14 protein-coding genes are annotated in these 14,337 nt (G+C 72.0%); 6 read left to right on the forward strand and 8 right to left on the reverse strand.

The window, feature by feature from the left end:
- The first annotated feature begins 31 nt into the window (after positions 1-31).
- The gene (locus ACFY61_RS02055; protein ID WP_389465674.1) at positions 32-352 is read left to right on the forward strand and encodes a DMT family transporter; all 321 of its coding nucleotides are present in this window, start codon (positions 32-34) and stop codon (positions 350-352) included.
- The gene (locus ACFY61_RS02060; protein ID WP_389465677.1) at positions 352-981 is read left to right on the forward strand and encodes a TetR/AcrR family transcriptional regulator; all 630 of its coding nucleotides are present in this window, start codon (positions 352-354) and stop codon (positions 979-981) included. Before ACFY61_RS02055 ends, ACFY61_RS02060 begins: the two co-directional genes overlap by 1 nt.
- On the opposite strand, the gene ACFY61_RS02065 is transcribed toward ACFY61_RS02060, so the two are convergent.
- The gene (locus tag ACFY61_RS02065; protein ID WP_389465678.1) at positions 944-1,819 is read right to left on the reverse strand and encodes a winged helix-turn-helix transcriptional regulator; all 876 of its coding nucleotides are present in this window, start codon (positions 1,817-1,819) and stop codon (positions 944-946) included. The genes ACFY61_RS02060 and ACFY61_RS02065 overlap by 38 nt on opposite strands.
- 99 nt (positions 1,820-1,918) lie before the next feature.
- On the opposite strand from ACFY61_RS02065, the gene ACFY61_RS02070 reads away from it, so the two are divergent.
- Both ACFY61_RS02070 and dapD read left to right on the forward strand, forming a co-directional pair.
- Entirely contained in the window at positions 1,919-3,151 is a 1,233-nt protein-coding gene (locus ACFY61_RS02070; protein WP_389465681.1) for an MFS transporter, read from the forward strand.
- Positions 3,152-3,160: 9 nt separating this feature from the next.
- On the forward strand, positions 3,161-4,141 hold the full coding sequence (gene dapD, locus ACFY61_RS02075) for a 2,3,4,5-tetrahydropyridine-2,6-dicarboxylate N-succinyltransferase (protein WP_389465684.1): 981 nt from the start codon (positions 3,161-3,163) through the stop codon (positions 4,139-4,141).
- Positions 4,142-4,250: 109 nt separating this feature from the next.
- On the opposite strand, the gene ACFY61_RS02080 is transcribed toward dapD, so the two are convergent.
- The 4 genes from ACFY61_RS02080 to ACFY61_RS02095 form a co-directional block, all read right to left on the reverse strand.
- Entirely contained in the window at positions 4,251-5,216 is a 966-nt protein-coding gene (locus ACFY61_RS02080) for an MAE_28990/MAE_18760 family HEPN-like nuclease (RefSeq protein ID WP_389465687.1), read from the reverse strand.
- A gap of 86 nt (positions 5,217-5,302) precedes the next feature.
- Positions 5,303-6,547 carry a DUF262 domain-containing protein gene (locus tag ACFY61_RS02085; RefSeq protein WP_389465690.1) on the reverse strand — a complete coding sequence of 415 codons (1,245 nt, stop codon included), beginning with the start codon at positions 6,545-6,547 and terminating at the stop codon, positions 5,303-5,305.
- A gap of 96 nt (positions 6,548-6,643) precedes the next feature.
- Positions 6,644-6,898 carry a hypothetical protein gene (locus ACFY61_RS02090; protein ID WP_389465693.1) on the reverse strand — a complete coding sequence of 85 codons (255 nt, stop codon included), beginning with the start codon at positions 6,896-6,898 and terminating at the stop codon, positions 6,644-6,646.
- A gap of 287 nt (positions 6,899-7,185) precedes the next feature.
- Positions 7,186-9,027 carry an endonuclease/exonuclease/phosphatase family protein gene (locus tag ACFY61_RS02095; protein WP_389465696.1) on the reverse strand — a complete coding sequence of 614 codons (1,842 nt, stop codon included), beginning with the start codon at positions 9,025-9,027 and terminating at the stop codon, positions 7,186-7,188.
- 278 nt (positions 9,028-9,305) lie between these two features.
- Here ACFY61_RS02095 and ACFY61_RS02100 point away from each other — a divergent pair, with 278 nt between their 5' ends.
- Both ACFY61_RS02100 and ACFY61_RS02105 read left to right on the forward strand, forming a co-directional pair.
- Positions 9,306-10,826 carry a hypothetical protein gene (locus tag ACFY61_RS02100; RefSeq protein ID WP_389465699.1) on the forward strand — a complete coding sequence of 507 codons (1,521 nt, stop codon included), beginning with the start codon at positions 9,306-9,308 and terminating at the stop codon, positions 10,824-10,826.
- A 188-nt stretch (positions 10,827-11,014) separates the two neighbouring features.
- Positions 11,015-12,448, forward strand: a complete 1,434-nt coding sequence (locus ACFY61_RS02105; protein ID WP_389465937.1) for an alkaline phosphatase PhoX — start codon at positions 11,015-11,017, stop codon at positions 12,446-12,448.
- Positions 12,449-12,461: 13 nt separating this feature from the next.
- On the opposite strand, the gene ACFY61_RS02110 is transcribed toward ACFY61_RS02105, so the two are convergent.
- The 3 genes from ACFY61_RS02110 to ACFY61_RS02120 all read right to left on the reverse strand — a co-directional run bounded on the left by ACFY61_RS02110 (position 12,462) and on the right by ACFY61_RS02120 (position 14,295).
- Positions 12,462-12,644, reverse strand: coding sequence for a hypothetical protein (locus ACFY61_RS02110; protein WP_389465702.1), 183 nt, complete (start codon positions 12,642-12,644; stop codon positions 12,462-12,464).
- A 102-nt stretch (positions 12,645-12,746) separates the two neighbouring features.
- Positions 12,747-13,994 carry a TerD family protein gene (locus ACFY61_RS02115; RefSeq protein WP_389465939.1) on the reverse strand — a complete coding sequence of 416 codons (1,248 nt, stop codon included), beginning with the start codon at positions 13,992-13,994 and terminating at the stop codon, positions 12,747-12,749.
- Positions 13,995-14,067: 73 nt separating this feature from the next.
- Positions 14,068-14,295, reverse strand: a complete 228-nt coding sequence (locus ACFY61_RS02120; RefSeq protein ID WP_389465704.1) for a hypothetical protein — start codon at positions 14,293-14,295, stop codon at positions 14,068-14,070.
- Between the last annotated feature and the right edge of the window lie 42 nt (positions 14,296-14,337).

Genomic DNA, 14,337 nt, shown 5'->3' on the forward strand with positions numbered 1-14,337 from the left:
CTCGTACACAACGATGTGTACAGTCGTACGCATGCCTTACGTACTGCTCGCCGCAGCCATCGCCGCCGAGGTCGCCGGGACCACCGCCATGAAGTACAGCGAGGGGTTCAGCCGGCTCTGGCCCTCGCTCGGGACCGTGCTCGGCTACGCCATAGCCTTCACCCTGCTCGCCCAGACCCTGAAGAGCATGTCCGTCAGCACCGCCTACGCCATCTGGTCCGGGGTCGGCACCGCGGCCATCGCCGCCATCGGGATGTGCTTCCTGGGGGAGGCCGCCACGGCCGCGAAGATCGCCGGCATCGCGCTGGTGATCGGCGGAGTGGTGCTCCTGAACGTGGGCGGGGCCCACTGATGGCCGGCTCCGCGCGCCGCTACGACCCCGGCCGCCGGGACCGGATCATCGACGCCGCGATCCGCGTGGTCGGGGCCCGGGGGATCGCCGGGCTCAGCCACCGCAGCGTGGCCGCGGAGGCCGACGTACCGCTCGGCTCCACCACCTACCACTTCAAGACCCTCGACGAGCTGCTGGTGGCGGCCCTCCGCCGGGCCAACGAGGGCTTCGCGGCCGCGGTGGCGGCCAGCCCGGCCGTCGCCGACCCCCGGGCCGTTCTCGGGGAGGCCCTGGCCCGGCTGCTCGGCGAGTTCCTCGCCGCCGACCGCGGCCGGGTGGAGCTGGAGTACGAGCTCTACCTGGCCGCGCTGCGCCGGCCCGCGCTGCGCCCGGTCGCGGCCGAGTGGTGCGAGGCGGTGGCCGGGGCGCTGGCCGGCCGTACGGACCCGGTCACCGCCCGCGCGCTGGTGGCGGTGATGGACGGGATCTGCCTCCAGGTGCTGCTCACGGGCGGTGCGTACGACGAGGAGTACGCCCGCGATCTGCTGGACCGGGTCCTGGCCGGCCCGGCCGCCGGCCCGGCCGCCGGCGCGGCTGCCGGCCGCGGCCCCGTCAGCCCGCCGCCCGCACCGCGGCCAGGGCCGCGCTGACGCCCGCCTCGACGTCCGGGACCGGGTAGAACACCTCGCGGACGGTGCGGGAGCGGTCGACCACCAGGGTCAGCCGCTTGAGCCGGCTGACCCCGGCCGCGCGGAAGGTGGGCAGCCGCAGGGCCGCGGTCAGCTCCAGCCCCGCGTCCGAGAGCAGGGGGAAGCGGAGCCCCTCGTGCTCGGCGAACTCCCGCTGCTCGTCGGGACGCTGCGTGGACACGCCGTGCACGGTCGCGCCCGCGGCGGCGAACTCGGCCAGCCGGTCCCGGTAGGTGCAGGACTCCAGCGTGCAGCCGCGGGCCCCGGGGATCCCGGCCCAGCCGGGAGGGTAGGACTCGGCGCGGGCGTAGGCGCCGGGGAAGCAGTACAGGACGGTGAAGGCGGTGTCGGCGACCGGGTCGCGATGCTCGCCGAAACGGTCCGGCAGCCGCAGTTCCGGGATCCGGGTGCCGCGCAGCCCGTGCACGCGTTCCGCCTCCCGCGAGGCCTCGTCGGTGGTCGCCATCGTCTCTCCTTCGCCCAGGACCCAGGTGTCCCCCCAGTCCTGGAGGGCCACGAGCACCGGGAGCAGCGCCCGCCCGCGGGCGGTCAGCCGGTACGCGTGGCGCACCGGTCGCTCCTGGTACGGCTCCCGGGTCAGCACGTCCGCGTCGACGAGCAGCTTCAGCCGTTCCGCCAGCACCTTCCTGGAGACGCCGAGCTCGCTCTGGAACTCCTCGAAGCGGTGCAGGCCGCGGGCCGCGTCGCGCACGATCAGCAGCGTCCACCAGTCGCCCACCACGTCCAGTGCCTGGGCGATGGCGCAGTCGGCGTCGGCGAGCCGGGTGCGCTGGGCCATGGGAGCTCCTCCGTCGTGAACGTCCGTTGACCCGAGGCTGCCATGCTGACATAGTCAGTTCCCAAAAGGAACTTACGCGGCCTCGGGGGGAGATCCGGCGTGCGCCAGGGATTCAAGGACGTGCCGCGGGTGGTGTGGCTGCTCTCGGCCGGCGTGTTCGTCAACGCCGTCGTCAGCTTCACCTTCGTCTTCGTGTTCCTCTGGCTGACCGGCCCCCGCGGACTCGGCGCCCCCGAGGCCGGCCTGGTCACCGGCATCGGCGGGATCGGCCTCGTGGCCGGCAACTTCACCGGCGGCTGGTACGGCGACCGGTTCGGGCACCGACGGGTGCTGCTGGCCGCCGCCGTGGTCACCGGCCTGCTCCTGGCCCTGCTGCCGACGCTGCCCACGGCGGCGCTGTACCTCGCGCTGCCCGCCGCCCAGTACGCCGCCGGGGTGATCAGGGCCGCCAACTCGGCCCTGGTCGCGGTCACCGTGCCGGACGGGGCCCGGCGGCAGGCCTTCGCGGTCGTCCGCTGCGCCTCCAACGCGGGTTTCACGGTCGGCCCGCCGCTCGGCGCGCTGGTCGCCGTGGGCCTCTCGTACGACTGGCTGTTCGTCGCGGACGGGCTCGGCACCCTCTTCTTCGCGCTGTGGACCGCCCGGGTGGTCCCCGCCCGCGGAGCCTCCCGCCCCGCCGAGGCCCCGGACGGGGGTCGGGGCCGCGGCGGGGTGTGGCGGGAGCTGCGCGCCCGGCCGGCCGTGCCGGTCCTGCTCGCCGCCGTGCTGGTGACCGACGTGGTCTACCGGCAGCAGTACTCCACCTTCCCCGTCTACCTCCAGGACCACGGCCTGGACGTCTCCGCCTTCGGGCTGATCGTCGCGCTGAACGGCGCGGTCATCCTGCTGCTCGAACTCCCGGCCGCCGTCGCCCTGCGGGACCGCCCGCCGCTGCCCGTCATCGGCACCGGGCTGCTGCTGGTCGCCGCCGGGTACGCGGTCCTGCCGGCCGGCCCGGGCGCGGCCGCGGCGGTGGCCATGATGGTGCTGCTCAGCCTCGGCGAGATCCTCTACAAGACCACGGCCACGGCGTACGTCGCCGACCAGGCCCCCGAGCACGCCGCCGGGCGGTTCCAGAGCCTGTACGCCGGGGTCTCCGTCAGCGGCACCGTGCTCGCCGCACCCCTGGGCGGCACGCTGTACGCCGCGGCCCCCGGACTGCTGTGGCCGGTGTGCGCGCTGCTGGCCGCCGGGGCCGGGGCGGCCGTACTGCTGGCGGGGCGGACCCCGGGGACCGGACCGACACGACCGGCACATGAGACCGGTTCGCGACCTCGGGCCGTCGCCGGTTAGGTTTCCCGTATGACTGCTACGCGTACCACCGGCGCCGTCGCCGCCGGACTTGCCACCATCGCCGCCGACGGCACCGTCCTCGACACCTGGTTCCCCGCCCCCGAGCTGGTCGAAGAGGCCGGCCCGGCCGGCACCGAGCGCCTCTCCGCCGAGCGCGCCGCCGAGCTCCTCGGGGCCGCCGCCGCGAAGGCGGTGCGCTCGGACGCGGTCCGCGGTGTCGAGGTCGTAGCCGTCCGCACCGTCATCTCCTCCCTGGACGACAAGCCGCTCGACGCGCACGACGCGTACCTGCGCCTGCACCTGCTGAGCCACCGCCTGGTCAAGCCGCACGGCCAGAGCCTCGACGGTCTCTTCGGCGTGCTCGCGAACGTCGCCTGGACCTCCCTGGGCCCGGTCGCCGTCGACCAGGTCGAGACGGTCCGCCTGAACGCCCGCGCCGAGGGCCTGCACCTCCAGGTCACCTCGATCGACAAGTTCCCGCGGATGACGGACTACGTCGCCCCCAAGGGCGTCCGCATCGCCGACGCCGACCGCGTCCGCCTCGGCGCGCACCTCGCCGAGGGCACCACCGTCATGCACGAGGGCTTCGTCAACTTCAACGCCGGCACGCTGGGCGTCTCCATGGTCGAGGGCCGCATCTCCGCGGGCGTCGTCGTCGGCGACGGCTCCGACATCGGCGGCGGCGCCTCCACCATGGGCACCCTCTCGGGCGGCGGCAAGCAGATCATCTCGATCGGCGAGCGCTGCCTGGTCGGCGCCGAGGCAGGCGTGGGCATCGCCCTGGGCGACGAGTGCATCGTCGAGGCCGGCCTCTACGTCACCGCCGGCACCCGGGTCACCCTCCCGGACGGCCAGGTCGTCAAGGCCCTGGAGCTCTCCGGCGCCAGCAACATCCTCTTCCGCCGCAACTCGGTCACCGGCGCCGTCGAGGCCCGCCCCAACAACGCGGTCTGGGGCGGCCTCAACGAGGTCCTGCACAGCCACAACTGATGCGGTGGGTCGGCGAACCTCCGTGGGTCGCCGGCTGTGAACGTACCCGCCCGCTCCTTCCGTCTGGCGACCGAAGGAGCGGGCGGGCGCGTTCCGTGCCCGAGCGCCGTCAGTTCGCGTCGCGGGGCAGGAGGTACCCGCTGCCGTCCGGCATCAGGAAGAGCCTGCTGCGCTGTGTCAGCGGCGGTCCGATGGACACCCCCGTCGAGGCGCCCAGTTCCGCATGGGCCACCTGGGCGTTCTCAACCTGGATCGACGTCACGCGGGCGCACCGGGCGCGCCCTTCCCCGTCGATGACGGCGACGATGTCGCCTACGGCGACACGCTGCGGCAGCTGTTCGAAACCTGCTATCGAGTGCCTGAACACCCGGTCCGGTTTTCCGAGCTGGCGTCCGACGTGCGGGACGACCGCGTTGACCAGGTGTGAGGTGACGTCTTCCAGCAGGGCCTGGGCGAAGGACTCCACTACGTCCAGATAGGACTCCAGGATCTCGGGGGAGAGCAGCTCGCTGGCCGCCCCGTGTGCGACCTCGTTCCGGCGTTCGGCCAGGTCGTCCACGACGAAGAAGGGGCGGGACGAACCGGGGAAGTGCCGGTCCATTGCCTGGACGAGGGACGCTGAGCGAGAGAGCTTCTTCAGGTCCACGCCGACGCGGTTGAAGCAGAACAGGATGACGTCCGACCGGAAGTTCGCCGTGTGATGGGCGAAGACCACGTCGTTGAGCGTGAACGTGTGGGCGCCCGAGAGGCAGCTGTGCAGGCTCGCGATGAGGGTTCGCTCGTCGAGCTTCCCCTGGTATTTTCCGGTACCCAGCTTCCCCAGCACTTCCAGGGTGAGGGGAAGGTGGTGCGCCCTGATCGGCTCCGGTAGGTCGTCGTAGGTACGGGATGCGGCCGACACCCGCCTGACGAACTCGGAGAGCAGGCCTTCGACGAAGTGCTCGAGCAGGCCGTACAGCCCCACGATGACGCCGTTGTAGTAGAAGGTGTGCAAGTTGGCGGTGGAGCCGGCTGACGCATGCAGGTCGTTGAGCTTCGCGGACTCGGGGTGCCCCTCGAAGGTGGCAGGGGACATCCGGACGAAGGACCTCAGCCCGCTCAGCACCCTTAACTGGTGGCGGAGATCACGCACCCCGGCTGACAGCGCGGTGAAGTGCTCCCTCACGCCGACCCTCGGCTCAGCACCTTGTCCACGAAGAGGGAGACGAGGGAATCCCTTTCACGCAGATTGCGCATGTTCGTCATCCGTGCATCGAAGTACTCCACGTACTGTTCGTAGAACGCGGGGATCTCCTTCCGGAACGCATCGGATGCCGCCCGCAGGGCAGGGGCCCGGTGCAGGTTCTGGCTGAAGACGAACATGAAGGCGTCATAGGCGGTGGTGGTCGGGCGCTCGAGCCACCCCCACTTGTTGTGCCGGAACCGCCAGAGCCAGAAGGCGCGGTCGCCCAGCACCTCGTGGACGAGGGCGATGGTCTCGACGAACAGGGACTCCAGGTTGTCCAGGGTCTCCTCCGGGTAGAGGTTGCCCTTCTTCAGGTACGAGTCCAGGTAGGTGCGGAGGGCCCCGGTGCCGATCCGGCGCCGCTGGCGGTGGGCGAAGAACCGCAACACCAGTTCCACGTCGTGCATGGTGCGGTAGTGAGTGTTCTGTTCGAGCTCATCCGGGATGTCCCCGGCCTCTTCCTCGGGGGTGGGCAGCGGAATGCCCCACATCCGGCACAGGTGCTCGTTCCGGGAGAGCTTGATGCACAACTTGTTCAGGCGGCCGTTGTAGATGGCATTTCGCGTCTCCTGCTCCTTGAGGGCGACGCCGCCGCTGTTGATGCGCTCGAACACCAGCTGCTTGAGCCGCTCGGCCTCCAGCGCGGTCTTCGCGGTCTCCCGGAGCAGGATGATCGACGAAAGGTAGCGGCGGTCGACGCCGCGCCGGATCTGCTCCGGTAGGTCGCTGTACTTACGGCCGTTGAGCTCCGGCCATTCCTCCAGGCCGACCAGCGTGAGCTCGTCGTTGTAGAAGGCCGAGATCGCCGTCAGCCGCTGAAGGCCGTCCATCACCTCGTAGTGGGAGAATTCGTCCTCGTAGAGGAAGATCGGCGGCACGGGGACGTTCATGATGAACGACTCGATCAGCCGCGACTGCTTTCCCGCGTTCCAGCGGTGCCTTCGCTGGAACTCCGGGTTGAGCTCGTAGTCGTCGCCGCTCACCATGCCGGAGATCGTGTTCAGCGGGTAGCGGGCCTGCTCCGTGACGATCCGCACCTCTCCGGTGGCGTAGCGGAGGTTGAGATCGTCGTCACCCGAGGAGCGGGTGGCTCCCAGCTCCGCGTCGCTGAACGAAAGCTGCTCACCGTGAAAGTAGTTGGGCTCGGGCGGCGACGGGAGATCTCCCAGCGGCTCCAGCATGCTGTTCCCTCTTCACACGTAGGCGATCGGAAGGTTCATCGTAAGAGCCGGTGATGCCCGCTGGTCGGCTTCGTTCGTCCTGCCGGAGCCCGGGCCTCAGGGGCGGGGGAGGCGGCGGACGAGGTGGGCGAAGGCCTGCTGCTCGGCTTCGGTGAGCTCGACGCGCTCCATGGGGTGGGAGGAGGAGCTCCGTTGGGACGGGATGACCTTCAGCCCCTCGAACGCGGCCGGCTCGGGCTGGTGGAAGCGGCTGTCCCACAGCACGTGACCGAGGCCCACGACCCATACGAGGCCGGCCCCGAACAGGACGATCAGGCCGATTTCCTGGGCGAGCGAGATGGAGGGGAACACGCGGTCCTCCAAACGGGAGAGCGGGGGCGGTGCAAGATCGGGCTTTGGGCCACTCAACACCACAAAACGCCCTTTGAGTAGGGGTGTGTCCAGTATCACGCCAGGGTCGAAGGTCCCGAACCTGCCCGCGACCGGTCCCGATTCCCGGCCGTCGGTGCTGGAGGTGCAGCCCGCAGCCCCGCTCGCGGGCCCGCTCCGCCGCCGGCCGCATCAGCGACCACTGCCCGGAACGTGGCAGAGGGCCCCGGCCGGGACGGCGGCCGGGGCCCTCCTTCCGTCCGTGGTGGTTACGGGCGGAAGCGCAGGACCTGCGGGTCGTGGTCGCTGTCCTGCTCCGCGAACTCCGCGTTGACGTGAACGCTGTCGTACGTGAACTTCTTGATCGCCGGGCTGGTCAGGATCTGGTCCAGTACCTGCGAGTTGCCCTGGAAGACGTACGAGTAGCGCTCCGACTTCGGCAGCGACTGGATCGCCGGGTAGAGGACCCCGCCGTCGGTCAGTGCCTTGGTGGTGTCCGAGAAGTCGAAGTCGTTGATGTCGCCGAGGACCACGACGTTGGCGTTGTGCTGCGCGGCGAGGAGCTCCTTCACGAAGGAGTTGACCGCCTGCGCCTGCTGGAGCCGCTTGACCTCCGACGGGCGGGCCGGCGGCTGGTGGTGCGAGGTCAGGGACTCGTCGCCGCCCTTGGAGCCGAAGTGGTTGGCGATCACGAAGACCGTGCGGCCGCGGAAGACGAACTCGCCGGCCAGCGGCTTGCGGCTGCTCTCCCAGGCGGTGTTCGCCGGGTCGATCCGGCCGGGGGAGTGGGTCAGGGCGGCCTTGCCCTCCTCCTGCACCACGCCGGTGGGCGTGGTCGCGCCGCCGGCGGCGCGGTCGGTGAAGGAGACCCGCTCCGGGTTGAACAGGAAGACCTGGCGGATGTTGCCGCCGGGCTCGCCGCCGTCCTTGTTGTTCTCCGGGTCGACGGTGCGCCACTCGTACGCCGGGCCGCCCGCGGCCTTGATCGCGTCGGTGAACTTGGTGAGGGTCTGGTCCGCGGAAACGATTCCGTCGTTCTTGGCGCCCGTGTTGTCCTGGATCTCCTCCAGAGCCAGGATGTCGGGCGCGGCCAGGTTCTCGACGACGGCCTTCGCCAGCGCGTCGAACTTCTCCTGCGGGTCGCTCGGGTCGAGGTTCTCGACGTTGTACGTCGCGATCGCGAGTTCGCCCTGGGCCTGCGGCTTGGTCTTCTCGCGCTGCAGGTCCTTGGAGACCACGGTGCCCATGGTGCGGGCGGTCAGCGTGTAGCCGCCGAACTGGTTGAAGTCGAGCGGGCCCTCGGTGGTGCCGGTCAGCCGGTCGCCGACGTTCGCCACCGGGAACGGCTGCTGGGCGAGCGGGGCCAGCTGCTGGACCATGAGGCGGCCGGTGTTCTGGGACTCGTAGGAGCCGTAGAGGGTGCCGCCGCGGCGGGTGCTGTTCTCCCAGCCCTTCACGGTGACCCAGAGGTCGGCGTACGGGGAGGTCGCGCCGACCACCCGGGAGGTCCCGATGCGGACGTTCGTGCCCTCCAGGGACTCGTAGTAGTCCAGGGCGAACCGGGACGGGTCCAGGGTCAGGCCGTTGATGCTGCCGCCGGCGGCCGGGTCGCCGGCCGGGGCGTACTCGGCGGGCACCGAGTACTCGTTGATGTGGACGGCCTCGGGCAGCGGGTTGCCGGAGGAGACCACGGTGACGGTGGGCTTGGAGATCTGCGTCACCGACTGGTTGCCCGAGTTGAGGCCGCCGGGGACGTACTCGCCCACCAGGCCCGAGACCTTGACGGCGTCGCCGACGGCCACGGTCGGGACCGAGCTGGTGAAGACGAAGATGCCCTCGCTGGTCGCGTCGTCGTCGTCGGCCTGCGGGTCCTGGATCCAGAATCCGCGCGAACCGTACGTCCGCACACCGGTGACGATGCCCTCGACGTCGGCAACCTGCTTGCCCACCAGGGGGGATATGCGCGTGGTGCCCTGGATGTCGTGGATGCGCACGGGGGCGGCGGAGGTGTCGGTGTCGGCGGCACCGGCGGAGCCGGCGAGCAGGCCGGAGGCGATGGCGGTCGCCACCAGGGCCGCTACCGCGGCGGAACGGGGATGCGAGGAGCGCATGGTCAGTGACTCCGGTGTGTGGAGGAGGGTGAATGGGGCGGCGGTGCGATGAGTCGCATCTACGCGCGTCAAATTTCTGTGCGACCAGGACAGTTGTCAAGGCCTCCAGGGCATACGTCGGATTACTGTCGGATGAACCAACGTCATCCCCCCGCCAGGGGCGGCCGGAAATGCGTCTACGCTGGACCGCGCAGTCGCCCTGCAACCGCCCTCCAGCCGCCCCTCCGGCCGCCCGGGCACCAGCCGTCGCAGCCCCACCGCCGAGGAGAGCACGTTCCATGACCGCGGACCCGCACCGGTCGTACGCCACCCTGCCGCCGGTACGGCTGCCCTCCGACACCGAGCTGGCCCGCCAGGCCCTGGCCGCACCGCTGTTCTCCGGAGCCGTACGACTGGCCCGCTGGGCCCGGCCCGGCCTGCGGGTCGGCGCGGGCGGCGAACTGCTCGACGCCCGGCTTCCGGAGGCCGCCGCACTCCTCGGGCTCGCCGCCGACCCGGACGGACCCGCCCTGGCCGCCCAGACCTGGCGGATCGCGGTGGAGACCGGACTGGTCGACGTAGACGAGCCGGGGGACGCCGCCGGTGACGGCCCGGAAGGCGGACCTGGGGACGCCACCGCGGCCGGAGCCGGTACGGACGGGTTCGCCACGGCCGGCCCGGGCGAGGACCTGGCCCTGGTCACGGCGGGCGGCCCCGCCGACGTCCTGGGCCTCTGGCTCGCCGCGCTGGACTCGGTGCTCGCCGAGGCGGCCGTGCCCGACCTGGACGACCTGGTCGACGCCCTGGATGCCGGCGGCGGCGTCGACTTCGGGCACCTGGACTGGGACCCCCAGCGCGAGGCCGACTTCCTCGACGACGTCCTCGCCAACCTCTACCTGCTCACCGTCTCCGAGGGCGGCGCCGGCGACGGCCCGGTGCCCCTGCCCGTGCTGGCCGCGTCGCTGGTGATGCCCGAGGACATGGGCGAGCCCACCGAGGAGGTACTGGAGCGCATCTCCGACGCGATGATGCGGCTGGACGACCAGTTCCGTCAGCTGGAGCCCGTCGGACTGGTCGAGTTCCACCCGGTGGACGAGGCGCTGATGGCCGAGGCCGACGACGAGGAGTTCGCCGGCCGCGACCTCGACGAGGAGGACGTCTCCCGCTACGGGATGGTCCGCCTGACCCCGCTCGGCCTCTACGGGGTCCGCGCCCGCATGCTCGACGCCGGGGTGGAGGCGCCGGCCGTCGGGGACCTCGCCGACAAGGGCGCGGACCTGCTGCTGGACGTCACCTCGGGCTGGCCGGAGGCGACGGCCCAGGCCGAGTTCGAGCACTGGCTGGATGCCGGCCGTGAACTGTCGGCGGCCGTGGCCGAGCTGCTCGCCGCCGCCCGCGGCGCCGACGAGGGCGCCCCGCTGCGCCGGCTGCGCTGCCAGCAGGCCCTCGCCCTGGCCGGGGCCGGGGCGGAGCCGGTCGTCCGGGGCGTCCTGGGCGATCCGGAGCTCGGCGGCCTCGCCAGGGTCTGGCTGGCCGCGCGCGGTGCCGCCGACGTACCCGCACCCGACGACGCGATGGTGTTCTGGCTGACGGTCGACACCATCGCCGCGCAGCTCGCGGCCGACGGCGAGACCGATGAACTGCCCGAGCTGATGGCCGGCCTGACCGAGCGCTACGCCGGGTTCTTCGACGCGGCGTGGCGGGTGGAACACCCCGCGACGGCGGAGGTGCTGGAGGCCATGGGGCGGCTGCACCCCGACCGGAAGGCCGCCAAGGAAGCCCGCAAGGCCGCCTTCAAGGCTCGCTCCCGGCACTCCTGAGGTGGCCCCCGGCACGGCAGTGTGCACCGGTAACTGGCCTTTCTGAGGCAGGAGTTGGCCATTCCGCCCGGGGGTGAGGGGTCGTTCGCCGGCCGTAGGGAATTCAGCCGCCGTTCACGTGCGGGCGGGAACCTGTGCGCCGACCGCACGTCAGGCGTACCACTCCCACCCCTGGAGGACCGATGCCGATGCCGCTCAGCCGCAGAGACTTCGCCGCCCGCTCCGTCCTGGCCGGTGCGGGCGTCGCCCTCACCGGATCGGTCGGGGCGCTCGCCACCGCGCCCGGCGCCCTGGCGGCCGACGAGAGCACGCTGCGCGACGCGGACGGCCGGCCCTGCGAACCCGGGTACGGCCCGCTGCTGCCCGACCCCGCGGGGATCCTGGCCCTCCCCGCCGGGTTCCGCTACCGCGTCCTGACGCACAGCGGGGTCACCCGGCTGGAGTCCGGCGAATCCACCCCCGAGCGCCACGACGGGACGGCGGCCTTCGAAGGCCGCCGCGGGGTCACCCTGCTGGTCAACAACCACGAGCTGAAGGGCCGGCGGTCGGACTGGAGGTACCCGGTGCCGGCGGCCGAGGGCCTCGTCTACGACCCGGCGGCGGCCGGTGGCTGCACGGTCGTCGAGGTCCGGCGGGACGGCGCCGTCGCCGAATGGGTCGGCATCGCCGGTACGTCGACCAACTGCGCGGGCGGCACCACGCCCTGGGGGACCTGGCTGACCTGCGAGGAGAACTCGGACCTGGCCGGCAAGAACGGCATGACCAAGGACCACGGCTACGTCTTCGAGGTCGACCCTCAGGACCGCCGTGCCAACCTCGACCCCAGGCCCGTCAAGGCCTTCGGCCGGTACGACCACGAGGCCGTGGTCATCGACCCCCGGCGCGGCCACGCCTACCTGACCGAGGACGCCTCCGGGCCCAACGGGCTGCTCTACCGCTGGACCCCGCCCGAGGGCTTCCGGCACGGCCGCGGCCGGCTGCGCACCCTCGCGGACGACGCCGGTGTGCTCGCCGCCGCCAAGTGCTTCGACAGCACGGGCCGGCTCGTGGACGACCTGTCGCGCGCCACCAGGATCGGCACCGTCTACGGGGTGGACTGGGCGGTGGTGCCGGACCGCGACGCGCGGACCGTGCCGGTGCGCAAGCAGTTCGCCGACGGGGCGGTCACCCGTGGCCGGAAGCTGGAGGGCATGTGGTGGGCGGACGGCGGTGCGTACTTCGTCTCCTCCTACGCGCGGGAGGAGAGCCCGGGCGCCGCGCATGACGGCCAGGTGTGGTTCTACGACCCGAAGCGGCGGACGATCCGGCTGACCGTGCTGCTCGGGGTGAACGCCGACCCGTCCGCGCCCGGCGGGTACGACGGGCCCGACAACATCACCGTCTCCCCGCACGGCGGACTGGTCCTGGCGGAGGACGGCGACGGGCTCCAGTACCTGTTCGGGGCGACGGATTCCGGCCGGACCTACCCGCTGGCCCGGAACGACCTCAACATCGGGACGCCGGAGGAGCCGGAGTACTCGGAGTTCGCCGGGGTGTGCTTCTCCCCGGACGGGCGGACGCTGTTCGCCGGGATCCAGGATCCGGGGATCCTGGTGGCCATCACCGGGCCCTGGCGGCGCTGAGCCCGGCGGGAGTTCAGCGCACCAGGCTGCCGGCCACGTCCGCGTGGTCGGCGGCGGCCCACTCGGAGAGCAGGAACTCGTACGCCTCCGCGGGCCACTCCTCGCCCTCGGTACGGCTCTCGACCAGATGGCGTATCGCGTCGTTCGCCTCGGCGGCGGACGGGCGGGCCGGACCCGGGCGGAGTGTCTCGTACATGCTTACAAGGCTACGGGCGGGCACTGACAGTCACCTCCGATTTCTGCGTGTGCTGGGTCACCCGGCCGGGAACACCGGGGTGCCGCAGGCCCGCCCACCTGCTCAGAGGGCCTGGGCCCCCGGCTTGACCATGCCCCGCACTGTGCGGGACTTCACAAACTCGCCCATGGCTGTCATCTCCCATTCCCCGGAGAACTGGCGGATCAGCTTCGCCATCATCACGCCCGTCTGCGGCTCGGCGGTGGTGAGGTCGAAGCGGACGAGCTCCTCGCCGGTGGCCGCGTCGATCAGGCGGCAGTACGCCTTCGCCACCTCGGTGAACTTCTGCCCGGAGAAGGAGTTCACGGTGAAGACCAGGCCGGTGGCCTCGGCGGGCAGCCGGCCGAGGTCCACCACGATGACCTCGTCGTCGCCCGCGCCCTCGCCGGTCAGGTTGTCACCCGAATGCTTGACCGAGCCGTTCAGGATGGAGAGCCGGCCGAAGTAGCAGCTGTCGAGGTGGTTGCGCTGCGGGCCGTAGGCGATGACGGAGGCGTCGAGGTCGATGTCCCGGCCACGGTAGGCCGGCTCCCAGCCCAGGCCCATCTTGACCTGGGACAGCAGCGGTCTGCCGCCCTTGACCAGCGACACCGTCTGGTTCTTCTGGAGGTTGACCCGGCCCTTGTCCAGGTTGATCTTCCCGGCGCCCGGCGCGGGCGCGGGCGGCGCCGGGGGAGCCGGCGGGGCGGCGGGCGCCGGGTGGGCGACCGGCGCCCCGTAGGTGGCCGGGGCGGCCGGGGCGGGCGGGGCCGGCGTGGCCGGAGAGGTGACGGGCGGTGCGGGGGCCGCGGACGCCGGGGCCGCCGGGGCGGCGGGCTCCTCGTCCACGGACACCCCGAAGTCGGTGGCGATGCCGGCCAGCCCGTTGGCATAGCCCTGGCCCACCGCACGGACCTTCCACGCGCCTCCGCGCAGGTAGAGCTCGACGACGATCAGCGCGGTCTCGGTGGCCAGGCGGGGCGGGGTGAAGGTGGAGATGACCGCGCCGCCGTCCGCGTCACGCACGGTGGCGGTGGGCTCGATGCCCTGGAAGGTCTGCCCGGCGGCGTCCGGGCTGGCGGTGACCACGATCCGCTCGATGCCCGGGGGCAGCGCGGCGGTGTCCACGGTGATCGAGTCCGGTGCCGCTCCGCCGCCGGACCGGTAGGTCACACCGGGCCCGGACGGCTGGTTGTAGAAGATGAAGTCGGCGTCGGAGCGCACCTTGCCGTCGGCTGTGAGCAGCAGCCCCGACACGTCGAGCCGCACCGGGGCGGCGACCTCCACCGTCACCCGGGCGGTGCCCAGCGGCAGGTTCGAACCAGGAGTCATAGCGGTCATGCCCGCTCAACGACCGAGGTGCTTTTGCCGTTCCCTTACCTTCGGGTGGATTCGGCGGTCCGGCTCAGCGGTGTCCGGCGTTGCGCGGGTGGTTCTTCGCGGTGCGCTCGTTGCCGAACTTGTACGCCCCCGTCCAGCGGGCCATCACCAGCTGCGCGTCCCCGCTCCCGACGTCGGCGAGGAACTTCTCCGCCCGGCCCCCGCGCAGGGTGGTCGCGGCCCGGCCCCGGTGGACGATCAGGACGGTGCCGTCGTTGCGCTGTTCGTAACTGAATCCGCTCGGTCTTGGCATGGGCGAAGCCTGCCCGCCCGTGGCGGGGCGGGCAACGCGTTT

It is taken from the genome of Streptomyces sp. NPDC012888, from assembly GCF_042900645.1.
In the GTDB taxonomy this organism is placed as follows: domain Bacteria; phylum Actinomycetota; class Actinomycetes; order Streptomycetales; family Streptomycetaceae; genus Streptomyces.